Raw genomic sequence first — 21,592 nt, forward strand, 5'->3', positions numbered from 1 at the left:
GTCGCTGCGGGACGGGAAAGGCCGGGCGCAATGGTGAGGATCGGGTACTTCAAGGGGTGGAACGGGTTCGCCCCGGTCGACGTGCTCGCCGCCGAGTGGTCGGTGCTCTCGGTGGAGATCCTGGTCGCGTGCCTGGCCGAACGGGTGCGCCTGCTCGTCGACGCCGCCGGGACGCCGCGGGCCCGGTGCGCGGAGATCGTCAAGCAGCTCGGCGGGCGCGCCGCCTACGTGCTGGACGGCCCCGCCCGCGCCCGCACCCTGGCGATCGCCCTGCACCGCGGCGTCGACGTCGTCGTCACCGGACCCGTCGATGAGGCGGCGCCCCTGGCCGCGGGCATGTGGCACCACGGGTGGACCCGCTCGGACCTGCGGGCGCTGGCCGGCGCCGCGGTAGCCGGGCTGGTGCTGGCCGAGAGCCGCGAGCCGCGCGTCGTCGAGCTCCACCGCGACGGCCGCGCCGTGGTCACCAAGCCGCCGGGCGCGCCCGGCGACGTCCTGGCCGAGACCCTGGGCGCCTGCCTGACCGGCGCCTACCGGACGCCCGACGTCGAGGTGGACCTGGCCGCGGTGGCCGTCCGCCAGGAGTCGCCGGACCGGGTCGCGCTGGTCCCGCCGCCCGGCCGCCGCCCGCCGTACCGGGAGGAGGCCCAGAACCTCATCCTCGACGGGATCGCCCACGAGATCGTCCTGTGAGCCCGTGGGCGGCTCAGGCCCAGAGCTGGCCCTCCAGGCGCTCCTCGGCCTCGTCCAGGGTGCCCTCGTAGGCGCCGGTCGACAGGTACTTCCACCCGCCGTCGGCCACGACGAACACCACGTCGGCCCGCTGCCCAGCCTTGACGGCCTTGGCCGCCACGCCCAGCGCCGCGTGCAACGCCGCGCCCGTCGAGATCCCGGCGAAGATGCCCTCGGCGGCCAGCAGCTCTCTGGTACGGCGCAGCGCATCCGCCGAGCCGACCGAGAAGCGCGTGGTCAGCACCGACTCGTCGTACAGCTCGGGGATGAAGCCCTCGTCCACGTTGCGCAGGCCGTACACCAGCTCGCCGTAACGCGGCTCGGCGGCCACGATCTGCACGCCGGGGACCCGCTCCCGCAGGAAGCGGCCGACGCCCATGAGCGTGCCGGTGGTGCCGAGCCCCGCGACGAAGTGGGTCACGGTGGGCAGGTCCTCGAGGATCTCCGGACCGGTGGTCTCGTAGTGGGAGCGCCAGTTGGCCGGGTTGCCGTACTGGTAGAGCATCACCCAGTCGGGGTGCTGCGCGGCCAGCTCCTTGGCCACCCGCACGGCCTCGTTGGAGCCGCCCGCCGCGGGGCTGGAGATGATCTCCGCGCCCCACATGCGCAGCAGCTGGCGCCGCTCCTCGGAGGTGTTCTCCGGCATCACGCAGATCAGCCGGTAGCCCTTGAGCTTGGCCGACATGGCCAGCGAGATGCCGGTGTTGCCGCTGGTGGGCTCCAGGATGGTGCAGCCGGGGCTGAGCAGGCCGTCCTTCTCGGCCTGCTCGATCATCCAGAGCGCGGGCCTGTCCTTGATCGACCCGGTCGGGTTGCGGTCCTCCAGCTTGGCCCAGATCCGGACGTTCTGGGACGGCGAGAGCCTGGGCAGGCCGACGAGGGGCGTGCGACCGACCGAGTCGATCAGCGAGTCGAAGCGCATGGCTAGCGGGCGCCGCCGGCCACGGCGGGGAGCACGGTCACGGTGTCGCCGTCGGACACCGGGGTCTCCAGGCCGCCGAGGAAGCGCACGTCCTCGTCGTTGAGGTAGACGTTGACGAAGCGGCGCAGGCTGCCCTCTTCGACGAGGCGCTCCTTGATGCCGGGGTGCCGGGCCTCCAGGTCGGCGATCAGCTCGTCCAGCGTGGAGCCCTCGGCCTTGACGGCCTTCGCCCCGCCGGTGTAGGTGCGCAAGATGGTCGGAATACGGACTTCAACGGCCATGATGATCTCCTCAAATCGTGAAACGAACCGACATGTCGCGAGGGCGGGCCTCAGCGACAGTCGTAGACCACGACCGAGGGAGTGTGCGCGAAGAGGAAGCTTTGTACCACGGCTGCGCTCCTCATGACGGACAGTTTACAGTCAAACGATCCGGACCTCTTCCTCGGTCACGACCCCGTCCACGATCCGGTACGAGCGGAACTCCACGTCGTTCTCGTCCCGCGTGGAGACCAGCACGTAGTGGGCGTTCGGCTCGGAGGCGTAGGAGACGTCGGTGCGCGAGGGGTAGGCCTCGGTCGCGGTGTGGGAGTGGTAGATCACGACCGGCTCCTCGTCCCGGTCGTCCATCTCCCGCCAGACCCGAAACTGCTCCATCGAGTCGAAGCGGTAGAAGGTGGGCGAGCGCTCGGCGTTCTCCATCGGGATGAACCTCTCGGGCACGCCGTCGCGCCCCGCGATCACGCCGCACGCCTCGTCGGGGTGGTCCTTGCGGGCGTGCTCGATGATCTTGTCCACCAGATCCCGTGAGATCGTCAGCATGGAAGCGAGAGTACCCGGAGCCTCACCACAGGGCGCGGACCAGGGTGTCCTGAAGGTAGGTCAGCCAGTCGTACATCACGAACGCCGGATAGCGCGGGTCGTCCTCCGACATCGTGGCGATCTCCTCGTGGACCTCCTCGGTGACCTCCAGCCTGGTGCCCAGCGTCAGCCGTACGTCGTTCAAGGAGCGCAGCCACGCCTGCGCCTGCTCGGGCGTCAGCTCGGTGCGGCCGGCCTTGGCCGTGTCGAGCATCGTCTGCGCGTCGGCCCGCTTGGCCTCGCGCAGCGACGTCTCGGTGTAGCGGCGGAACTCCGCCGCCTCCTCCTCGTCCTCGTAGGCGCTGGGGAAGAGCCTGGCCAGCACGGGATCGCTCGGCGCCTCGCTGGAGCCGATGCCCAGGGCGCGCTCGAGCGGGTCGTCGCTGGCCTGGCCGGGCTCGATCAGCCCCAGCACCATCGTGACTAGCGAGCGCAGGATGGCGGCCTCGGCGGGCTCGAACTGCGCGATGACCCCGCCGCCGCGTCGTGCCTTGAAGCCCGAGCCCATGTCAGTGGACCGTGTCCTGCTGAAGCGTCGCCCACAGGCCGTAGGAGTGAAGAATCTGCACATCACGTTCCATTTCTTCGCGTGTGCCGCTCGACACCACGGCCTTGCCCTTGTGGTGCACGTCCAGCATGAGCTTCTCGGCCTTCTCCCTCGTGTAGCCGAACACCGTCTGGAAGACGTAGGTCACGTACGACATCAGGTTCACGGGGTCGTTCCAGACGATGGTCACCCACGGCAGATCGGGCCGGACGTCCGATGACGGGCGCTCGACGGCGATTGGAGCGGTGCTACCCACATCCCCGAGTCTGCCCTATCTCGGCCGTAGTCTCGACTCGTGACTATGGCCATGAGCACTGCCTTGCTCACAGATCACTATGAGCTGACGATGGTGAAGGCCGGCCTGCGCAGCGGGGCGGCCCACAGACGCACGGTTTTCGAGGTTTTCGCCCGGCACCTGCCCGGCGGGCGGCGCTACGGCGTGGTCGCCGGCACCGGACGCCTCCTGGACGCGCTGGAGAACTTCCGTTTCGGCGAGGAAGAACTCACCTTCCTGGAAGACAAGGGCATCATTGACAGGCCGACTCTGGAGTTTCTCGCCGATTACCGCTTTTCCGGCAACGTGTACGGCTACCGCGAGGGCGACCTGTACTTTCCCGCCTCCCCCATCCTCGTCGTGGAGGGCACCTTCGCCGAGGCGGTCGTCCTGGAGACGCTGATCCTGTCGATCCTCAACCACGACTGCGCGATCGCCTCGGCCGCCTCGCGCATGACCAACGCGGCCGCCGGGCGGCCCATCATCGAGATGGGCTCCCGCCGCACGCACGAGCAGGCCGGGGTCGCCGCCGCCCGCGCGGCCTACGTCGCCGGCTTCGCGTCCACCTCCAATCTTCAGGCCGGCAGGCTGTACGGCGTGCCCACGGCGGGAACGGCGGCGCACGCCTTCACGTTGCTCCACGACTCCGAGAAGGACGCCTTCCAGGCGCAGATCGACTCGCTCGGCCCGTCGACCACGCTCCTCGTCGACACCTACGACGTGGCGGAAGCCGTACGCACCGCTGTGGAGCTGGCGGGCAACAAGCTGGGCGCGGTCCGCATCGACTCGGGCGACCTGGCGGTGGCCGCGCAGGAGGTCCGCGAGCAGCTGGACGCGCTCGGCGCCTTCCACACACGCATCATCGTCACCTCGGACCTGGACGAGTACGCGATCGCGGCGCTGGCCGCCGCGCCGGTCGACGGCTACGGCGTCGGGACCTCGCTCGTGACGGGTTCGGGGGTGCCCACCGCGGCGCTGGTCTACAAGCTGGTGGCCCGGGAGACGGCGTCGGGCAGGCTGGAGCCCGTGGCCAAGCGCTCGGTCGGCAAGCCGTCGCGGGGCGGGCGCAAGGAGGCGTACCGCCTGCTGGACTCCTCGGGTCACATCGAGACCGAGGTGATCGCGACGTCGGGCGCGGTGCCCGAGGGCGGCGTCCCGCTGCTGCACCCGCTCGTGCTGAACGGCGAGATCGTGGGCCGGGAGCCCCTGGAGGCGGCTCGCGAGCGCCACCGCACGACCGTCGCCACCCTCCCTCTCGACGCCCTCCACCTCGCCCGCGGCTACCCGGCCATCCCGACCGAGTTCATCTGACGCCCCGCCCGCCCTCCCCCAGGAGGTACGGCGGGGCCTCACCCCAGCCCACCACCTCCAGGTCCCGCCCACAACCGGCGGGACAGTCCAGGGCGGCGAGGCGGCGGCAACGGTGAGGGGTGGTCAGGCGTAGAGTCGGGAATGTGAGCGAGAGGCCCGCGAAGGAGAGCCCTTGAGCACCGCACTGATCATCGTCGACGTGCAGAACGACTTCTGCGAAGGCGGCAGCCTGCCGGTGGCCGGTGGCTCGGAGGTGGCCGCCCTCATCACCCGGCACCTCGCCGAACACTCCTACGGCCACGTGGTCGCCACCCGCGACTACCACGTGGACCCCGGCTCGCACTTCGCCGAGAACCCCGACTACGTCACCAGCTGGCCCCCGCACTGCGTGGTCGGCACCCCCGGCGCCGACTTCCACCCGGCGCTCGACGTGTCCGCGGTCGAGGAGGTCTTCAGCAAGGGCGCCCACGAGGCGGCCTACAGCGGCTTCGAGGGCGCCTCGGGCGACGGCGAGTCGCTGGCCGACTGGCTGCGCGCGCGGAAGGTGAGCACCGTGGACGTGGTGGGCATCGCGACCGACCACTGCGTGCGCGCGACGGCCCTCGACGCCGTCAAGAACGGCTTCGCGACCCGGGTGCTCCTCGACCTGACGGCCGGGGTGGCCAAGGAGACGACCGAGCACGCGATGGCTCAGCTGGACGCGGCCGGCGCGACGCTGCGAGGCGCGCCCGTCGTCCGCTGAGGACGCGAACACGACGCTGACACGACTCCGCCGGGCCGCTGCCGGACTCCGCCGGGACACCGCCGCGACGCCAGGACACCACGGCTCCACGCGGAATCCGGCACACGCCACACATCGCCGTCGAGGCTGCGGTGACGCCACAGGCATGGTCTACTACAGAGCGTAACCGTCCGCACTGTGAGGTCGCCCCATGCTCGCCATCGTTCTCGGCGTCGCCTGGCTGCTGCTCGGCCCGCTGGCGTTGTTCGTCCTGGTCCGCGGGCGCAACCCGGCCCGCATCGGCGCCGTGCTGACCCTGGCCCTCCTCGAGATCTGCACCGTTGTCCACGCCCGGCACCACGAGCCCGCCGCCCAGCCGGTCGCCCAGCACCCGGCGACGGCCGACTGCGCCGAACGGATCCCGGCGCTGCGCCGGGCCGCCCTGACGACCACCGGGCTGACGCTCTCCTGGAACGCCGTGTCCGGCGAGTGCGACACGGCCGCCGTGCTGCTCCGCCGCGACGGGCGGCAGCTGCGCGTCTGGGTCCATGAGGGCAGCCATCCCGCCGGCGCGAGGACCGTGCCGGTGCGCGTGACGAACGGCGTCGCCTCGCTCCGGGTGCCGGTCCACCTGGCGCACCCGCGCCGCCTGCTCGCGGTCGACGGGCGCACCGGGCACCGCATCCCCGTCACCCGGACCCCGGTCCGCCACTGACCTGCTACCACCGACCCGCCGCCACTGACCCAGGCGGGTCAGCGGGACCGCTGCGTGGCCCACTTGCGGATCATCGCGATCCGGTCTTTGACCTGTTCGGCGGTCGCCTGGGCGATGGGCGGCCCGCCGCAGAGCCGGCGCAGCTCGGCGTGGATGACGCCGTGGGGCTGGCCGGTGCGGTGGTTCCAGGCGCCCACCAGGCCGTTGAGCTCCCGCCGCAGCTCGGCCAGCTGCTCGTGCGGCGCGAGCGCGGCGGGCTCGGCGGCGGCCGGCTTCCTGCGCTTGGCCGCCTGCTGCTCGGCCTGCCGCTTGCGCAGCAGCGTGGCGACCTGGTCGGGTTCGAGCAGCCCGGGCAGCCCGATGAAGTCCTCCTCCTCGGCCGAGCCCACCTCGGCGCCGGTGCCGAACTCGCCGCCGTCGAACAGCACCCGGTCGAAGGTGGCCGAGGTCTCCATCGTCTCGAACGGCAGCTCGTCGCCGACGACGTCGGGGTTGTCCTTGCGGCGGTTGGCGTCCTCCAGCAGCGAGTCGTCGAGGCTGTCCTCCGGCGGGCGCCTGTTGAGTACGTGGTCGCGCTCGGTCTCCATCTCCCCCGCCAGGCCCAGCAGCGCGGGCACCGACGGCAGGAACACCGAGGCCGTCTCGCCGCGCCGCCGGGCGCGGACGAAGCGGCCCACGGCCTGGGCGAAGAACAGCGGCGTCTGGGTCGAGGTGGCATAGACGCCCACGCACAGGCGGGGGATGTCGACGCCCTCCGACACCATGCGCACCGCCACCAGCCAGCGGTCGTTCGACGCCGCGAACTGCTTGATCTTCTTGGACGCGCCCGGATCGTCGGAGAGCACGACGGTGGCGCTCTCGCCGGTGATGGCGCGCAGGTGCCTGGCGTAGGCCCGGGCCGCCTCGTGGTCGGTGGCGATGACGAGCCCGCCCGCGTCGGGCACGCCCCGCCGTACCTCTGTCAGCCGGCGGTCGGCGGCGTGCATGACCTGGCGGATCCAGTCGCCCTTGGGGTCGAGGGCGGCGCGCCAGGCCTGGGAGAGCTGGTCTTTGGTGAGCGGCGTGCCGAGCGTCGCGGCGATCTCGTCACCGGCGCGGGTGCGCCACTTCATCTCGCCGGAGTAGGCCAGGAAGATGACGGGACGGACGACGCCGTCGGCGAGGGCCGGGCCGTAGCCGTAGGAGTAGTCGGCGCGGCTGCGCTTGAAGCCCTCCTCGTCGTCCTCGTAGCGGACGAACGGGATGGGGCTGTCGTCGGAGCGGAACGGCGTGCCGGTGAGCTGCAGGCGGCGGGCGGCGGGCTCGAACGCCTCGCGGATGCCGTCGCCCCAGGACTTGGAGTCGCCCGCGTGGTGCACCTCGTCGAAGATGACCAGCGTCTTGCGCGCCTCGGTGCGGGCGCGGTGGAGGGCGGGGTGCATGGCGACCTGGGCGTAGGTGACGGCCACGCCGATGTAGTCGCGGGAGGTGGCGCCCTGGCTGTTCTTGAACTCGGGGTCGATGGGGATGCCGACCCGGCCGGCGGCGTCGGCCCACTGGCGCTTGAGGTGCTCTGTGGGCGTGACGATCGTCACCGCCCGGACGACGCCCTGGTGGAGCAGCTCGCTGGCGATGCGTAGAGCGTAGGTGGTCTTGCCCGCGCCGGGGGTGGCCACGGTGAGGAAGTCGCGCGGCTGCCGGCGGAAGTAGAGGTCGAAGGCCTCCTGCTGCCAGGCCCTCAGCTTGGGAGCGGTGCCCCAGGCGGCCCGGTCGGGATAGGAAGGCGACAAGTGCGACGCGGCGAAGGTGCTCACCGCATCACCTCTGGGCTTGGTGTGCTTCGCTCTCTCACAGTGACCCAAGAGTAATCTGCGACACCGACAAGACGTGCCGGGCGAGCGCGGTCCTCGCCAAGTCCGCGGTCGCGTGCTAAGGGCCCGGCCGGATGCCGTCCATGAGCGCGTCGAGGGCCGCCCGGCGTGCGGGTTCGTCGGGTTGGAGCAGCCCGACCAGCAGCACGGCGCCCCGCGGCCGAGTGAGAAGAGTCACACGCAGGTAGGCCGGGCGGTTGACCACGTCGGTGTACTCGGCGCGGACCGCCCGCGTCGCGGGGGTGTCCGTCACGACGCTGACCCGGTCGCCCTGCAGCATCAGCGAGGCGTACTGCGAGGCGGCCGACGCCGGATCGGCGCCCACGGCGGGCCGTACCATGAGCAGCGCGCCCGCGTCGTCGCGCGCCGCGGAGGTGAAGCCCGTGACCGGCGGCACGGCCAGCTCCCGCCAGCCGGGCGGCAGCCGGACCGTCACCCCGGTGGCCGCATCGGTGAGGGTGGCGTCCTGCCGTACCGGCTCGGCCAGCCTCAGGACGGCGGCCGCGACCGCCGCGACCACCCCCGCCCCCGCGACCAGGGCGAGCAGCGCCCACAGCGCCCGCCGTCCGCTCCTGCGACCGCGCCGCGACCGGCCCGGCGCGGTGGGCGTGCCGTAGATCCGCGCGGAGGGCGGCAGAGCGGCCCACGAGTCCTCCTGGGGGTCGATCCGGCGGCCTGCGGTGCGGTGCAGCCGCGGGTTCCACGGTTCGTCGTCCTCCTCAGGCCCGTCGTCGCGGGGGACGCGCCCGCCGGGCGGCCAGACCCGCCGATCGTCCTCCATGGCCTCTCCTCAGCGGCAGGGGGATGGCACGCCCCTCATTGGTACCACCCGGGCGGCGGCCGGTCAGGAGAACCGTGATCGCTGGTGCGGCCGTGGCCAATGAGCCGCGATGCGTCAGTCTCTGACCCGTCCGGCGAGGATCGTGCCGGTCAGCCCGACCGCCGCCATGAGGCACACGATGACGATGAACCCGGTGGCGATCTGCTCGGGCCGGTGGCCGATCACGTTGACCAGGGCCCCACCGGCGCCGATGCTCAGCGCCGAGCCGAGCATGTCGGTCACGGCCAGCGCGGCGGAGTTGGCGCCCTGCTCGTTGGCCGGGGACTGCTTCATGGTCGTGACGCTGACCGTGGTCATCCCCAGGCCCATGCCGAACCCGGCCACGATCCACGCGGGCACGGCCACCCAGCCGGTCACCCCCGGCAGGACGGCCAGCAGCGTGACGAGCGAGCCGGTCGTCACGCACAGGGCGCCGAGCCTGATCCTGGCGTGTGGCTCGGCGGTCCTCCTGCTCTGCAGGAACGAGCCCGTCGACCAGCCCAGCGCGCCGGTGGTGAGCGCGAGGCCCGCCGCGGCCGGCGAGAAGTCCTTGACCTCCTGCAGCGCCAGCGGGATGAAGGCGTTGACGCCGAAGAACCCGGCCGACAGCACGCCGCGCATCATGATCGTGGTCGGCAGGCCCCTGCGGAAGCGCAGCGCGCCCGGCGGCAGCAGCCGGGGCAGGCCCAGGCCCAGCAGCGCCAGCCCGGCCGCGCTCGCCACGCCGCCGATGACGGGCGCGGTCCGCAGCTCCTCGATGCCGTAGAGGACCAGCCCCGCGCCCGCGGCGGTGGCGGCGGCCGCCAGCGCCATGGGCAGCGGGCGCGAGCGCGGCCCCGTGGCCGGCTCGGCCTCCGCCCCGCCGCTGTGGCGCAGCGCGGGCCTGAGCATGATCAGGGCGGGCAGCACGAGCGGGATGATGCCGAGGAACACCCCGCGCCAGCTCAGCCGGTCGGCGACGAGGCCCGCCACCGACGGCCCGACCATCGCGGGCACCACCCAGGCGGCCGACAGCGCGGCGAAGATCTTCGGGCGGGCGTCGGGAGGATAGGTCCGGGCGATCATGACGAGGATCGCCACGAACGTCACGCCCGCGCCCAGGCCCTGCAGGGCCCGAGCCGCGACGAACACCTCGATCGCCCGGGCGGCCCCCGCCAGCGCCATGCCGAGCACGAAGAGCACGACGCCGACCAGGAACGGCGCCCTGTGGCCGCGCCGGTCGGACCACAGCCCGGCCACCACGTTGGCGAACAGGCTCGCGATCAGGAAGGCGGAGAAGCTGATGCCGTAGAGGTTGAGCGCCCGCAGTTCCTGTGAGACCACCGGCATGACGACGCCGACCGACATGCCCTCGAACGCCACCAGCGTCATCACCAGGAGGATGCCGAGCGTCGCCGAGCGATAGCGGGCACCGAAGATGCGGGGCGGTTGATAAGAAGCGTCGAGAGTCTTCGGTGCTGTCACGCCAGCAGCTTAACGAGCGGCACCGGCAGTCCCCGAACCCCGGTAGGCCACCCACATCTCGCGCATCCGCACCCCCTGCCCGGCGGTGAACTCCCGCATGCAGGCGTCGTAGGTGTAGTCCATGAAGTTGTGGATCGCGTCGGGCCCCGCCCCCGGGCAGCTGTCCTTGCCCCGCGGGCAGCCGCCGCTCGGCGTGGCCTGCGGCGGGGTGTCGTCGATCCCGTCGCCCGGCTCCTGGCAGCCGTTGTCGAAGGTGTGGAACAGGCCAAGCCAGTGGCCGATCTCGTGGACGCCGGTGAAGCCGCGGTTGAAGTTGCGCAGCGAGCCGCCCGGCAGCGTGCGCCAGTCGAGGAGCACGCCGTCCAGCGTGGGATCCCTGTCGTACCAGAAGGGGTAGGTGGAATAGCCCAGCACCAGCTGGCCCAGCTGGGCGATGTAGAGGTTGAGGGTCTCCGGGCCGCCCTTGCGCAGGGCGGCCTTCATCGCGGTCTCGTGGGTCACCGGGTGGGCGAACCACTCGGCGTTGCGCGTGACCGTGACGCCCTTCAGGTCGAAGCGCACACCGGTGGCCACGCCGCCGTGTGCTCCGCCGTACGCGGCGTTGAGGGTGGCGATCTGGCTCCGGACGGCCGCCTCCGGCGGGCGGCGGCCGTCGGTGAGCACGTGTACCCATGTCGGCACGACGACGGTGTCGGGCACGGGCGCGGCGAGCGTGTCCAGGCGCTCGCGCAGCTCGCGCAGCGCCCTGCCGACCTGGCCCGGCTCCGGTCCGTGCGGGTCGGCGGGCGGCCGGCCGGCCCGCGCGGGCGCCCCGCCGCATTCCCCGGGTACGGCTTGCGCCGCAGGTACGGCTTGTGCCGCCACCACGGCGCCTCCCGTGGGCGCGACCGGTGCGGCGGATCGGTCGGCTACGGCCGGGCAGGCCGCGAGCAGGCACGCCAAGGAAGCGGCGGTCAGGCGCCGAGCCATGCGGTCCCCCCGTTACGGCATGAGCTGGATGCTCAAGACGCTAGCCGCACCGGCGCCGATCAGCCGCGATCAACACTCACTGGTTTTGGTCGTCGCCGCCGCCCTTGGGCAGGCCGTCGTAGATCTCCTTGCACTCCGGGCAGACCGGGTACTTCTTCGGGTCCCGGCTGGGCACCCACACCTTCCCGCACAGGGCGCGGATCGGGGTGCCGGTCACCATGGCCTCGGTGATCTTGTTGCGGTCCGCGTAGTGGGCGAAGCGTTCGTGGTCGCCATCACCGTGCGAGGTCCGCGGCGTGGTTTCCTGCTCTGGAAGGATCTTCGTGCTCACCCTGTCGAGTTTATGCCCGTCGCAGGGCCGCCAGCCCCGCGAGCCAGCCGAGCGCCAGCCCCCACAGCGCCCCCGCGACGGCCCCGGCCGCCAGCAGCCCGGCGTAGGCGCCGAGCCCGGCGTGCAGCACCTGCGCGGTCACGACGGCCCGCAGCAGGCCGGCCAGCGTCGCGCCCAGCACGAAGGCGCCCCACGTCCCCCACAAGCCGCGCCGCGAACGCCACACCACGGCGACGAGCAGCACGGCCGCGGCCAGGTCGGTGAGCGCCATGAGCCAGGTCGTCTCGCCGACCGGGAGCAGCCGCAGCCCCGGCAGGCCGTACGGCACGCCGAGCGCGGACGGGACGGCCAGCCAGCCGAGCCTGGTCGCCGGCGCGGTCCCGGCCAGGCCGGACGCCAGGCACATCGCGGCGGCGACCATTCCCGGGAGGCTGACTCGCAGCGAGCTATTGCGAACAAGGCTCATGTTCGGCAGGCTACCGCCGACGGCAGCTCCGGCGGAAGAGTCCCTCATGCAGCGTTCCCGGCCCAGTTCCCTGCCCGGTTCCCGGCTCGGTTTCCGGCCCGGTTTCCGGCTCGTCGTGGCGGCGGTGACGGTGACGGCCGTGCTGGCCGGGGGCGTCGCCTCGGCCACCAGGAGCGCGCCCGAGCGGGTGGGGCACTTCCTCACCGACGAGCGGGGGCGCACCCTGGTGCTGCACGGGTTCAACACGGCGAGCAGCGCCAAGGGCACGCCGGACGGGCTGCCGGAGCTCACCGAGGCGGACGTCGAGCGCGAGTACCGGGACATGGGCACGAACTTCGTCCGCTTCCTCCTCCAGTGGCGCGCGGTCGAGCCCTCACCCGGCGTCTATGACACGAAATATCTGGACAAGGTGGCCGAGCGGGTCCGGTGGTACGCCAAGCGCGGCTACCACGTGCTGCTCGACATGCACCAGGACCTGTGGGGCAACCACATCACCCCGACCGGCCAGGCCGGAAACGGCGCCCCCGCGTGGGCGACCCACCTCGACGGCCTGCCCGTCGCCACGGACCACTGGACCTGGGAGCTGTACTACCTCGAACCCGGCGTCATCCGCGCCTTCGACCACTTCTGGAACACCACCGGGGAGCATCCCGAGCTGATGGACCACTACGCGGCGGCGTGGAAGGCGGTCGCGGCGCGCTTCAAGGACGAGCCCGCCGTGATCGGCTACGACCTCATGAACGAGCCGTGGGGCGGCTCGGTCCAGGGCGCGGCCTTCGAGAGCGGGCCGCTGGCCGAGCTGTACCGCAGGTGCGTCGCGCAGATCAGGTCCGTCGACCGCGACGGCTGGATCTTCCTGGAGCCGCAGGCCGTCGGCGTCAACTGGGGCTTGCCGTCCGCGCTGCCGCCGATCGAGGACCCGAGCCGCCGGATCGCCCTCGCGCCGCACGTCTACCCGCTGCCGCTGGACCTGGGCGGCGGGTACGAGGGCGAGGCGCGGGAGTGGACCGACCGCACGCTGGGGTGGTGGCGCGACAACGTGCTCCGCCTGGCCGAGCGGATGGACGCGCCGGTCGTGCTGGGGGAGTTCGGGCTGGACATGACCCGGCCGGGCGCATCTGAGGTGGTGGAGCGCATCCTGGACCTCACCGATGAGATGGGCATCGGCCGGGCGTACTGGTCGCGCGACCCGGGGAGCTGGGGGCCCTACTCGGAGTCAGGTACGGCCGGGCCGCTGGTGGGGGTCATGGCCAGGCCGTACCCCAGGGCGATCGGGGGCGTGCCCACGCGCGTGGACTGGGATCCGGCGGCCAGGGCGCTGACCGTGGAGTTCGAGGCCAACGGCAGCGGGCCGACGGAGGTGTACCTGCCGGCGGACGACTTCCCGCGCGGCGGCAGGGCTTCGACGGGCCCGGCGTCGTGGGACGCCGGGCGGCGCGTGCTCACGGTGCCGACCGCTTCCAGCGGAAAGGTCAGGCTCGTCATCACCCCCGCGTAGGGGCTCCTCCGGTCACGTGGAAAGCCGAGTGCGGCCCCGCCATCCGAGGCGAAGCCGCACTTCATGGAATGTCCCGAAAGATCACCCCAGGTGAACGGGCGCGCCCTCCGTCTTGCGCCCGCTCTTGACCAGCAGCGCCAGCAACGCCGTCCCCACCGCCACGATCGTGGAGATGAGGAACGCCAGGTGCATGCCGTCCAGGAACGAGTGGTGCACGGCCGTGACGATCACCTGCTGCACCTGCTCGGGCACCGTCTTGAGCGCCTCGGCGGGCACGGTCCCGAAGGCCGCGGCCTTCTCCAGCCCCTCGATCGCCTGCGGCGGCATGGCCTTCGCGACCGGCCCGAGGTGGCCTGGGAGCGTGCCGGAGATCTCCGCCGCCATCACCGCGCCCAGGATGGCCGTGCCCATCGCGCCGCCGACCTGCATGGCCGACTGCTGCACGCCGCCCGCGACGCCCGCCAGCTCCATGGGCGAGTTGCCCACGATGATCTCCGTGGCCCCCACGAACACCGGCGACAGGCCGAAGGCCAGCAGCAGGAACGGCAGGCCGGTTTCGAAGAAGGAGGCCTCCACGCCGATGCGCGACATGAGGAACATCGACACGGCCGTGATCAGCATGCCGCCCGAGATCGTGACCTTGGGCCCGAGCTTGCCGATCGCCATGCCCGCCAGCGGCGAGGCGATGATCATGCCGGCGCTCATGGGCAGCATGCGCAGGCCCGCGTCCAGCGGCGAGAGCCCGTGGACGCCCTGGAAGTAGAAGCCCAGGAAGAACATCGCGCCGAACATGGCGAAGGCGACCAGCATCATCAGCAGGATGCCGATGGAGACCGACAGGTTGCGGAACAGCGACAGCGGGATCAGCGGCTCGCGCGCCTTGCTCTGCCACAGCACGAACAGCGCGCCGACCACGACCGTCACCGCGAGGAAGCCGAGGGTACGGCTGTCGCCCCAGCCCCAGTCGGGAGCCTTGATGATGGCCCACACCAGCGAGAACATGGCCACGGACAGCAGCAGGACGCCCAGCCAGTCGATGCGGGAGAGGGTCTGCGCCTTGCTCTCCATGATGATCCACAGCCCCATGGCCAGCGCGACGGCGCCGACCGGGACGTTGATGAAGAACACCGACTGCCAGCTGACGTTCTCCACGAGGAGGCCGCCCACGATCGGGCCCGCGGCGCTGGACAGGCCGATGATCGCACCCCACGCGCCCATCGCGGCGTTGAGCTTCTCACCCGGGAAGGCGTTGCGGAGCAGCGCCAGCGCGGCCGGGTTGAGCAACGCGCCGAACAGGCCCTGCAGCACGCGCATGCCGATCAGGGTGCCGACGGGCGAGATGCCCAGGGTCTCGCCGATGGGCTCGCTGAAGGCGATCGCGAGCGAGGTGAGCGCGAACCCGGCGACGCCGATGAGGAACACCCTCTTGTGCCCGAACAGGTCGCCCAGCTTGCCGGCCGTGATGAGGAAGACGGCCAGGGCGAGCAGGTATCCGCTGGTCACCCACTGCAGGTCGGCCAACGAGGCGCCGAGGTCCTGGCCGATGACCGGGTTGGCGATGCCCACGACGGTGCCGTCGAGCATGACCATGATCACGCCGAGCGAGACCGCCAGCAAGGTGAGCCAAGGGTGCCCCTTCGCCCCCCGCGGGAGTGGCGCCGACGGTGGCGCCACAGTCTTGACGTCAGCCATGAGTCCCCCTTCGCCCCCTTCGAGGGCATTCGTCACTACAGAGCATCAGGTAATTTATGGCAGGGAGTGACAGATGACAAACCAATTTCAGAAGGCGGATGATGACTTATGGCACACTATGACACGAAAGTGTCCAGGAGATGACGGCCATGGGTCTGCGTGAACGCAAGAAGGAGAAGACGCGCCTCGCGATCCTCGACGCGGCGCTCGATCTGTTCCTCGAACAAGGATACGACGCCACCACCGTGGAGCAGATCGCAGGGGCCGCCGAAGTCTCCCCGCGCACCTTCTTCCGCTACTTCTCCGGCAAGGAACACCTGGCGCTGTGGTACCACGACTACGGCGAGGCCGTCATGCGGGAGGCGCTGGACAGCCGCCCCGCCGACGAGCCGCCGTTCACCTCGCTGCTCCACGCCCTGCGCGCGGTGGCCGACGACATCCAGGAGCTCACGCCCGAGGACGCGGAGCGCTTCCTCAAGATGCGCAAGGTGTACGAGGCCAACCCCACCCTGATCGGCAAGGCCGTCGGCCGGGCCGCCGAGACCGAGCTGCGGCTGGTCGACGCGGTCGCCCGCCGTACCGGACTGGACCCAGACGAGAGCCGGCTGCCCTACCTCGTCGTCGCATTCGCCATGTCGATCACGCGGGTGGGGTTCGAGTGCCCGCGCCCCGAGGTCACCGGTGTGTCCGATCTCGCGGCACGCCTGCGGGAGACCGTCGACCTCGCCGAGCGCGTCTTCGTGCCGGGCTGGGACCGGCCCTAGTTCGCCCTAGTTCATCGTGGGATCGTCCGGGCAGGTCGCCACGAAGGCCAGCTCCCCGCGCTGGCGGCGCAGCACCCGGCGCCACAGCGAGGCGGGGTCGGCCGCGAAGGTGTCGCCGATCTCGGAGTCGACGAGGTACCAGGCGCCTTCGGCGATCTCGCTCTCCAGCTGGCCCGACGTCCAGCCCGAGTAACCGGCGAAGATCCGCATCTGCGCGATCTCGCCCTTGAGGATCTCCGGCGGCGCGTCGAGGTCGACCGTCCCCAGCCGCGCGACCGACGGGCTGGCCGCGTGCAGCCTGCGCCAGCCCAGCGGCTCCTGGCCGCTCGGCACCGCCGCCAGGGCCAGCGCGCTGTCGGTCTGGACGGGCCCGCCCTCGAACAGCACCGGTGGGCCGGTCACCAGCGAGTCCCAGACCGGCAGCACCTGCGTGACGGAGATCTGGCTCGGCCGGTTGAGCACCACGCCCAGAGTGCCGCCGTCCCTGTCGTGCTCCAGGATCAGCACGACGCTACGCCGGAAGTTGGGGTCGTCGAGCAGCGGCGTCGCCACCAGAAGCCCGCCGACGTGGATCGCCTCCGCCATATCTCCATGATGAGGGGTGGCGGGAGGCTCCCGCGCCGCCTGGTGGGAGATGTTACTTTCCGCAACCCCATGGGGACCGCACGGCGCCGGTCACTCCGCGGGGACGGCCTCGACGGTCCCGTCGAGCCGTGAGCGCTCGGCGGCCCAGGCGACGGTGTGGCTGTGCAGGCTCTCGCGGGGCGAGGACAGCACGTGGGAGGCGTCGCGGGTGCGCACCGCGGCCAGGAAGGCGTCGACCAGCCCCTCGTCGCCGCCGCCGTGGCCGCCCGCGGCGGTGGCGTCGCCCTGCGGCCGGGTGTCGACCGTCTCGGCGCGGCCGGTGCGGAAGTCGGTCAGGGTCAGCCGCTCGCCGTCGCCCTCGATCGAGCCGTGGGTGCCGAAGATCCGGGTCTGGCGGTGCGCGGCCGGGGTGAACGCGGTCATCGTGAAGGAGGCGGTGAGCCCGCCCTCGAACTCCAGGTTCACCACCTGGTGGTCGACCACGTCGTTGTCGCAGGCGTAGACGCACCTGCCGTACGGGCCGGTGCGCAGGGCCTCCAGGACCCCCTGCTCGGAGACGTCGTCGGTGACGACCGACAGCGGCCAGCGGTCCTGGCCGGCGAGCGGCAGGTAGATGCGCCTGGCCGAGTACGGGCAGCCCGGCTCCGCCGCGCAGTCCAGGCACCGGTCGGCCGCGCCGGCGGGCCGGTTCTCGCGGCGGAAGTGGTGCAGGCCGCCGAAGGAGGACACGCGCCGCACGCGCCTGCCCGTGACGTGCACCAGCCAGTCCAGGTCGTGCCCCGACTTGGCCAGCAGCATGAACGTCGACTCGTCGGCCCTGCGCCAGTTGCCGCGCACGTAGGAGTGGGCGTGGTGCCACCAGCCGACCGGCTCCAGGTGCTGGACGCTGACGACCTCCCCGATCCGGGGCAGCAGCTCCCGCAGCTTCCTGGTGTAGGGCGTGTAGCGCAGCACGTAGCAGACCGCGAAGATCACGCCGTGCCGTTCCGCCGCCTCGACGATCGCGCGGCAGTCCGCCTCGGTGACCGCCATCGGCTTCTCGAGCAGGATGTCGTAGCCCAGCTCGGCGAAGCGCACGGCGGGCTCGGCGTGCTGGGCGTCCTGGGTGGCGATGATCACCGCGTCGGCCTGCCGGGGCAGCGCGGCCAGCTCGCGCCAGTCGGCGTACTGCGCCGCCCCGGCGAACCGCGCCCGCCGGCCGGCCAGCGGATCGGCCACCGCGACGACGCGCGCCTGGCCGGTGCCGACGGCGTGGCGGGTGTAGGAGGTCCCCCGCGAGCCCGCGCCGACGACGGCGAGAGTGACCATCGTTCCTCCACTCATGTCATCGGTCACGGCCGTGCGGCCGCACGCGGCGGCGACCAGCCTCGCGGCGGCCAGACCGGCGCGGGGCCATCGGCGGCTACGCCTCGGTGAAGCCCCGCGCCTTCCCCCCGGCCGCCTCACGCACGGCGGCGGCGACGACGGTCGAGACGTCCGGATGGAAGACGCTCGGGATGATGTAGTTGGGGCCCAGCTCCTCCGGCGTGACGACGGCGGCCAGCGCGTGCGCGGCGGCCAGCAGCATCTCCTCGGTCACCCCGCCGGCCTGCGCGTCGAGCAGCCCGCGGAAGACGCCCGGGAACGCCAGCACGTTGTTGATCTGGTTGGGGAAGTCGGACCGGCCGGTGGCCACGACGGCGGCGTGCTCGCGGGCGTCGTCGGGCGAGACCTCCGGCTCTGGGTTGGCCAGCGCGAACACCACGGCGTCGTCGGCCATGGTGGCGATGTCGTCGCCGGTCAGGATGCCCGGCGCCGACACGCCCACGAAGACGTCGGCGCCCTTGACCGCGCCGCGCAGGTCGCCGGAGTAGCCCTCGGCGTTGGTGTGCTCGGCGATCCACCGCAGCGAGTCGTCGAGGTCCTGGCGGCCCTTGTGGACGGCGCCCAGGTAGTCGCAGACGATGACGTTGCGCGCCCCGGCCGCCAGCAGCAGCCGCAGTACGGCGGTGCCGGCCGCGCCCGCGCCCGCCATCGCGATGCGCACGTCCTCCAGGCGCTTGCCGACGACGCGCAGCGCGTTGGTGAGCGCCGCCAGCACGCAGATCGCCGTGCCGTGCTGGTCGTCGTGGAAGACCGGGATGTCCAGCAGCTCGCGCAGCCGCCGCTCCACCTCGAAGCAGCGGGGGGCGGAGATGTCCTCGAGGTTGATGCCGCCGAAGCCCGGCGCGATGATCTGCACCGTGCGGACGATCTCGTCGACGTCCTGCGTGTCGAGGCAGATCGGCCAGGCGTCGATGCCCGCGAAGCGTTTGAACAGGGCCGCCTTGCCCTCCATGACCGGCAGCGCGGCGGCCGGGCCGATGTTGCCGAGCCCGAGGACGGCCGAGCCGTCGGTCACCACGGCCACGCTGTTGCGCTTGATGGTCAGGCGGCGCGCGTCCTCGGGGTTGCGTGCGATCGCCATGGACACCCGGGCCACGCCGGGGGTGTAGGCCATCGACAGCTCGTCACGGGTGCGCAGCGGCACCTTCGACTTCATCTCGATCTTGCCGCCGAGGTGCATGAGGAACGTGCGGTCGGAGACCTTGTGGATGAGCACGCCCTCGATGGCGTCGAGCTGGTCGACGATGGCCTGCGCGTGGTCGGTGTCGCTCGCGGCGCAGGTGACGTCGATGCGGAGCTTCTCGTGGCCGGCGTTGGTCACGTCGAGCGCCGTGACCACGCCCCCCGCCGACTCTACGGCGTGGGTGAGCTGGCTGACGGCCTTGCCACCCGCCGGCACCTCGAGCCGGACGGTGATGGAGTACGACACGCTCGGGACGGTAGTCACGGTCAATCCGCTCCTTTGCCTGACCAACGGTGCCTTCCATGGTGCCACTTCCGGCGGGTCGCGCGTTCCGCCTCCGGAGGCGCGCCCGTGGGTCACCCGAGGGCGTCCGCCGCCATGACCACCATCTCCACGCACGTCGGCATCGGGATGGTGGTGCTGTCCAGCACCAGGTGGTACAGGTGCGGGTCGGCGGGGTCGGTCCGGTAGAAGTGGCGCACGTAGGCCGTGCGCGCCCGGTCGTTGTCCTCGATGAGCTTGCGCGCCTCGCGCTCGGGGATCTCGAAGAACGTGGCCGTCTGCAGGACCCGGCGTTTCAGCGGGGCGTCGAGCCGTACGTGCAGGGCTCCGGGGTGCTCGGCCAGCACGACCGCGCCGGCCCGCCCCAGGAAGACCCCGCCCTGGCTCTGCGCCGTCTCCTTGATCATCCGCTCGGTGCGGGTGACGAACTCCTCCGGCGCCAGGGGCATCGCGCCCGGCACGTACATGTCGACGCCGCCGAAGGTCACGGTGGGCAGCCGCATGGCCCCGGCGAGCAGCCGCCCGAGGCCGTGCTCCGCTCTGTCGTCGTGGGCCAGGGCCTCCTCGAGCGTGCAGCCGAGCTCCTCGGCGACGGCGCTCGGGATCGCCCTGTCCACGAAGGGCACGCCAAGGCGCTCGGCCACGGCCGGGCCGATCACACTGCCGGCCGTGCCGTACGTCGCCGAGATGGTGACGACCCGCATGCCTCCAGGTTAGAACAGCGCGTTCGCCAGGGCTCTACGTCCTTTGACCAGAGAGGGGTCGTCGGAGGGCAGGGTGTCGAACAGGCCGAGCAGGTGGCGCCTGGCCTTGTCGCGCTCCTCGCCGGAGGTGCGCTTGACCAGGCCGACCAGCCGGTCGATCGCGGCGTCGACCGAGCCGGAGAGCATCTCCAGATCGGCGGCCAGCAGCTGCGCCTCCAGGTCGGCCGGGTCGGCGGCCCTGCGCTGCACCTCGGCGGGGTCGACGTCGGCGGTGCGCTTGATCAGGGCCACGCCCGCCAGGCCCATCTTGGCCTCCTCGTCGGCCGGGTTGCGGGCCAGCAGCCGCTCGTAGGCGGCCGCGGCGGCGTCGAGGTCGCCCCGGTTGATGGCGTCCTCGGCGGCCTGCAGGTCGGGGTCGACCGCGCTCTGGGCCTGCTCCGGCTCCTCAGGCCCGGGCCGCAGCTGCGGGTTGGCCTGGTAGAACTGCTCCACCGCCGCCATCAGCTCATCCAGCCAGCGGCGCACCTCCTGCTCCGGCAGCACCTGCTGGAAGCCGGTGACGGCCTGGCCCTGGAAGATGGCCAGCACGGTGGGCACGGCCTGCACGCGCAGCGCGGCCGCCACCTGGGGGCTGAGGTCGACGTTCACCCTGGCCAGGACGGCTCGGCCGGCCAGGTCGCCCACGACCTTCTCCAGCACGGGAGCCAGCTGGGCGCTTCCCGGGGCGCGCGGGGACCACAGCTCCAGCACGATCGGGACGCTCATCGAACGCTCGACCACCTCGGTGGTGAACGTCTCCTCGGTCACCTCGACGATGGAGCCGGACGGGGCCTGCGTGCCCGCCGCCTCACGCCGGGCCTGCGCCTCCAGTGCCTGCTTTCGCGCGCCCAGATCGATCGCCCCGTAGAAGGATCCGGGCCTAGAGATGTCCGCCATGCTCCTCATCTTGCCGCATGGCGGAGGGAACGAAGTCACCCGCCGCCACCCGGAGCGTCCGCAGCAGGTCGAACAACTGGCCGAGCTCCTCCTCCGAGTAGGCCGTCATGCCGAAGCCGGCGTCCATGAGGTCCTTGGTCGCGTGGCGTACCACCTCCCGGCCCTTGGGGGTGATCTCGGCGAGGACGCCCCGGCCGTCGCGCGGGTTGCGCATCCGGCTCACCAGCCCGGCCCGTTCGAGGCGGTCCACGGTGTTGGTCACGCTCGTCGGATGCACCATGAGCCGCTCGCCGATCTTGGACAGCGGCAGCGCGCCGGTCCTGCTGAAGGTCAACAGCACCAGCGCCTCGTACCTGGCGAAGGTCAAGTCGTACGGCTTGAGCAGTGCGTCCAATTGCGACAGCAGGATCTGGTGCGCTCTCATGATCGAGGTGACCGCGGCCATGGCGGAGGAGGGTCCGAACTGCACCCGCCATGTCTCGGCGGCGCGCTCGATGGGGTCGAAGGGCAGGTTGAGCGACACAGCGCTACGGTAGCGCCTGATTCGGGCCATTACGGAGCGCAACTGAAGTCGCCGCTTCGCCAAGAATGCGGACGCGAA

At 71.9% G+C, this 21,592-nt stretch carries 24 protein-coding genes; 6 read left to right on the forward strand and 18 right to left on the reverse strand.

Annotated elements, in window-relative coordinates; genetic code table 11:
* The first annotated feature begins 30 nt into the window (after positions 1–30).
* Positions 31–693, forward strand: coding sequence for an acyclic terpene utilization AtuA family protein (locus BSB02_RS20205; protein WP_084960641.1), 663 nt, complete (start codon positions 31–33; stop codon positions 691–693).
* Positions 694–706: 13 nt separating this feature from the next.
* Here the strand turns inward: BSB02_RS20205 and BSB02_RS20210 are convergent, their stop codons facing one another.
* The 5 genes from BSB02_RS20210 to clpS all read right to left on the reverse strand — a co-directional run bounded on the left by BSB02_RS20210 (position 707) and on the right by clpS (position 3,317).
* Complete coding sequence (locus BSB02_RS20210; protein WP_084960643.1) at positions 707–1,654, reverse strand: PLP-dependent cysteine synthase family protein; 948 nt, start codon at positions 1,652–1,654, stop codon at positions 707–709.
* Positions 1,655–1,656: 2 nt separating this feature from the next.
* A complete protein-coding gene (locus tag BSB02_RS20215; RefSeq protein ID WP_084960645.1) occupies positions 1,657–1,935 on the reverse strand; it encodes a MoaD/ThiS family protein in 279 nt (92 codons plus the stop codon).
* Positions 1,936–2,076: 141 nt separating this feature from the next.
* The gene (locus tag BSB02_RS20220; RefSeq protein WP_084960647.1) at positions 2,077–2,475 is read right to left on the reverse strand and encodes a M67 family metallopeptidase; all 399 of its coding nucleotides are present in this window, start codon (positions 2,473–2,475) and stop codon (positions 2,077–2,079) included.
* Positions 2,476–2,497: 22 nt separating this feature from the next.
* Positions 2,498–3,022, reverse strand: a complete 525-nt coding sequence (locus tag BSB02_RS20225) for a DUF2017 domain-containing protein (RefSeq protein ID WP_084960649.1) — start codon at positions 3,020–3,022, stop codon at positions 2,498–2,500.
* 1 nt (position 3,023) lies between these two features.
* Positions 3,024–3,317: an ATP-dependent Clp protease adapter ClpS gene (gene clpS, locus BSB02_RS20230; protein ID WP_084960651.1), complete on the reverse strand. Its 294-nt coding sequence runs from the start codon at positions 3,315–3,317 to the stop codon at positions 3,024–3,026.
* Between the two features lie 45 nt (positions 3,318–3,362).
* Between clpS and BSB02_RS20235 the strand changes: the two genes are divergently transcribed.
* The 3 genes from BSB02_RS20235 (at position 3,363) to BSB02_RS20245 (ending at position 6,082) form a co-directional block, all read left to right on the forward strand.
* The gene (locus BSB02_RS20235) at positions 3,363–4,646 is read left to right on the forward strand and encodes a nicotinate phosphoribosyltransferase (protein WP_084960653.1); all 1,284 of its coding nucleotides are present in this window, start codon (positions 3,363–3,365) and stop codon (positions 4,644–4,646) included.
* 172 nt (positions 4,647–4,818) lie between these two features.
* Positions 4,819–5,388, forward strand: coding sequence for a nicotinamidase (locus BSB02_RS20240; RefSeq protein ID WP_084960655.1), 570 nt, complete (start codon positions 4,819–4,821; stop codon positions 5,386–5,388).
* A 190-nt stretch (positions 5,389–5,578) separates the two neighbouring features.
* Complete coding sequence (locus BSB02_RS20245; RefSeq protein WP_084960657.1) at positions 5,579–6,082, forward strand: hypothetical protein; 504 nt, start codon at positions 5,579–5,581, stop codon at positions 6,080–6,082.
* Positions 6,083–6,120: 38 nt separating this feature from the next.
* Here BSB02_RS20245 and BSB02_RS20250 read toward each other — a convergent pair whose 3' ends face one another.
* The 6 genes from BSB02_RS20250 to BSB02_RS20275 form a co-directional block, all read right to left on the reverse strand.
* Positions 6,121–7,875 carry a DEAD/DEAH box helicase gene (locus BSB02_RS20250; RefSeq protein ID WP_206184797.1) on the reverse strand — a complete coding sequence of 585 codons (1,755 nt, stop codon included), beginning with the start codon at positions 7,873–7,875 and terminating at the stop codon, positions 6,121–6,123.
* A 115-nt stretch (positions 7,876–7,990) separates the two neighbouring features.
* Positions 7,991–8,713, reverse strand: coding sequence for a hypothetical protein (locus BSB02_RS20255; protein ID WP_084960660.1), 723 nt, complete (start codon positions 8,711–8,713; stop codon positions 7,991–7,993).
* Positions 8,714–8,827: 114 nt separating this feature from the next.
* A complete protein-coding gene (locus BSB02_RS20260; RefSeq protein WP_084960662.1) occupies positions 8,828–10,216 on the reverse strand; it encodes an MFS transporter in 1,389 nt (462 codons plus the stop codon).
* A 9-nt stretch (positions 10,217–10,225) separates the two neighbouring features.
* Positions 10,226–11,185, reverse strand: a complete 960-nt coding sequence (locus tag BSB02_RS20265; protein ID WP_084960664.1) for a zinc metalloprotease — start codon at positions 11,183–11,185, stop codon at positions 10,226–10,228.
* Positions 11,186–11,261: 76 nt separating this feature from the next.
* A complete protein-coding gene (locus BSB02_RS20270; protein WP_084960666.1) occupies positions 11,262–11,516 on the reverse strand; it encodes a DUF3039 domain-containing protein in 255 nt (84 codons plus the stop codon).
* A gap of 10 nt (positions 11,517–11,526) precedes the next feature.
* Positions 11,527–11,982, reverse strand: a complete 456-nt coding sequence (locus BSB02_RS20275) for a hypothetical protein (RefSeq protein ID WP_143590930.1) — start codon at positions 11,980–11,982, stop codon at positions 11,527–11,529.
* A gap of 46 nt (positions 11,983–12,028) precedes the next feature.
* Between BSB02_RS20275 and BSB02_RS20280 the strand changes: the two genes are divergently transcribed.
* The gene (locus BSB02_RS20280) at positions 12,029–13,480 is read left to right on the forward strand and encodes a cellulase family glycosylhydrolase (RefSeq protein WP_084960670.1); all 1,452 of its coding nucleotides are present in this window, start codon (positions 12,029–12,031) and stop codon (positions 13,478–13,480) included.
* Positions 13,481–13,561: 81 nt separating this feature from the next.
* On the opposite strand, the gene BSB02_RS20285 is transcribed toward BSB02_RS20280, so the two are convergent.
* On the reverse strand, positions 13,562–15,172 hold the full coding sequence (locus BSB02_RS20285) for a DHA2 family efflux MFS transporter permease subunit (protein ID WP_084960672.1): 1,611 nt from the start codon (positions 15,170–15,172) through the stop codon (positions 13,562–13,564).
* 149 nt (positions 15,173–15,321) lie between these two features.
* On the opposite strand from BSB02_RS20285, the gene BSB02_RS20290 reads away from it, so the two are divergent.
* Positions 15,322–15,936, forward strand: a complete 615-nt coding sequence (locus BSB02_RS20290; RefSeq protein ID WP_158088683.1) for a TetR family transcriptional regulator — start codon at positions 15,322–15,324, stop codon at positions 15,934–15,936.
* A gap of 6 nt (positions 15,937–15,942) precedes the next feature.
* On the opposite strand, the gene BSB02_RS20295 is transcribed toward BSB02_RS20290, so the two are convergent.
* The 6 genes from BSB02_RS20295 to BSB02_RS20320 all read right to left on the reverse strand — a co-directional run bounded on the left by BSB02_RS20295 (position 15,943) and on the right by BSB02_RS20320 (position 21,544).
* Entirely contained in the window at positions 15,943–16,521 is a 579-nt protein-coding gene (locus BSB02_RS20295) for a YqgE/AlgH family protein (RefSeq protein WP_084960676.1), read from the reverse strand.
* A 90-nt stretch (positions 16,522–16,611) separates the two neighbouring features.
* A complete protein-coding gene (locus tag BSB02_RS20300; protein WP_084960678.1) occupies positions 16,612–17,829 on the reverse strand; it encodes a Gfo/Idh/MocA family protein in 1,218 nt (405 codons plus the stop codon).
* A 94-nt stretch (positions 17,830–17,923) separates the two neighbouring features.
* Positions 17,924–19,333: an NAD-dependent malic enzyme gene (locus BSB02_RS20305; RefSeq protein ID WP_084961142.1), complete on the reverse strand. Its 1,410-nt coding sequence runs from the start codon at positions 19,331–19,333 to the stop codon at positions 17,924–17,926.
* A 92-nt stretch (positions 19,334–19,425) separates the two neighbouring features.
* The gene (locus BSB02_RS20310; protein ID WP_084960680.1) at positions 19,426–20,055 is read right to left on the reverse strand and encodes a cytidylate kinase-like family protein; all 630 of its coding nucleotides are present in this window, start codon (positions 20,053–20,055) and stop codon (positions 19,426–19,428) included.
* 9 nt (positions 20,056–20,064) lie between these two features.
* On the reverse strand, positions 20,065–20,991 hold the full coding sequence (locus BSB02_RS20315) for a tetratricopeptide repeat protein (protein ID WP_084960682.1): 927 nt from the start codon (positions 20,989–20,991) through the stop codon (positions 20,065–20,067).
* A complete protein-coding gene (locus tag BSB02_RS20320; RefSeq protein WP_084960684.1) occupies positions 20,975–21,544 on the reverse strand; it encodes a MarR family winged helix-turn-helix transcriptional regulator in 570 nt (189 codons plus the stop codon). Before BSB02_RS20320 ends, BSB02_RS20315 begins: the two co-directional genes overlap by 17 nt.
* Positions 21,545–21,592: the final 48 nt, after the last annotated feature.

The sequence above is a fragment of the Thermoactinospora rubra genome (assembly GCF_002093975.1).
Lineage (GTDB): Bacteria > Actinomycetota > Actinomycetes > Streptosporangiales > Streptosporangiaceae > Nonomuraea > Nonomuraea rubra_A.

Excerpts from the sequence above, each read along its gene's own strand:
- BSB02_RS20205 (WP_084960641.1), top strand. The coding sequence starts at position 31 with ATGGTGAGGATCGGGTACTTCAAGGGGTGGAACGGGTTCGCCCCGGTC.
- BSB02_RS20210 (WP_084960643.1), bottom strand. The coding sequence starts at position 1,654 with ATGCGCTTCGACTCGCTGATCGACTCGGTCGGTCGCACGCCCCTCGTC.
- BSB02_RS20215 (WP_084960645.1), bottom strand. The coding sequence starts at position 1,935 with ATGGCCGTTGAAGTCCGTATTCCGACCATCTTGCGCACCTACACCGGC.
- BSB02_RS20220 (WP_084960647.1), bottom strand. The coding sequence starts at position 2,475 with ATGCTGACGATCTCACGGGATCTGGTGGACAAGATCATCGAGCACGCC.
- BSB02_RS20225 (WP_084960649.1), bottom strand. The coding sequence starts at position 3,022 with ATGGGCTCGGGCTTCAAGGCACGACGCGGCGGCGGGGTCATCGCGCAG.
- BSB02_RS20235 (WP_084960653.1), top strand. The coding sequence starts at position 3,363 with ATGGCCATGAGCACTGCCTTGCTCACAGATCACTATGAGCTGACGATG.
- BSB02_RS20245 (WP_084960657.1), top strand. The coding sequence starts at position 5,579 with ATGCTCGCCATCGTTCTCGGCGTCGCCTGGCTGCTGCTCGGCCCGCTG.
- BSB02_RS20255 (WP_084960660.1), bottom strand. The coding sequence starts at position 8,713 with ATGGAGGACGATCGGCGGGTCTGGCCGCCCGGCGGGCGCGTCCCCCGC.
- BSB02_RS20265 (WP_084960664.1), bottom strand. The coding sequence starts at position 11,185 with ATGGCTCGGCGCCTGACCGCCGCTTCCTTGGCGTGCCTGCTCGCGGCC.
- BSB02_RS20275 (WP_143590930.1), bottom strand. The coding sequence starts at position 11,982 with ATGAGCCTTGTTCGCAATAGCTCGCTGCGAGTCAGCCTCCCGGGAATG.
- BSB02_RS20280 (WP_084960670.1), top strand. The coding sequence starts at position 12,029 with ATGCAGCGTTCCCGGCCCAGTTCCCTGCCCGGTTCCCGGCTCGGTTTC.
- BSB02_RS20285 (WP_084960672.1), bottom strand. The coding sequence starts at position 15,172 with ATGGCTGACGTCAAGACTGTGGCGCCACCGTCGGCGCCACTCCCGCGG.
- BSB02_RS20290 (WP_158088683.1), top strand. The coding sequence starts at position 15,322 with ATGGGTCTGCGTGAACGCAAGAAGGAGAAGACGCGCCTCGCGATCCTC.
- BSB02_RS20295 (WP_084960676.1), bottom strand. The coding sequence starts at position 16,521 with ATGGCGGAGGCGATCCACGTCGGCGGGCTTCTGGTGGCGACGCCGCTG.
- BSB02_RS20300 (WP_084960678.1), bottom strand. The coding sequence starts at position 17,829 with ATGGTCACTCTCGCCGTCGTCGGCGCGGGCTCGCGGGGGACCTCCTAC.
- BSB02_RS20310 (WP_084960680.1), bottom strand. The coding sequence starts at position 20,055 with ATGCGGGTCGTCACCATCTCGGCGACGTACGGCACGGCCGGCAGTGTG.
- BSB02_RS20315 (WP_084960682.1), bottom strand. The coding sequence starts at position 20,991 with ATGGCGGACATCTCTAGGCCCGGATCCTTCTACGGGGCGATCGATCTG.
- BSB02_RS20320 (WP_084960684.1), bottom strand. The coding sequence starts at position 21,544 with ATGGCCCGAATCAGGCGCTACCGTAGCGCTGTGTCGCTCAACCTGCCC.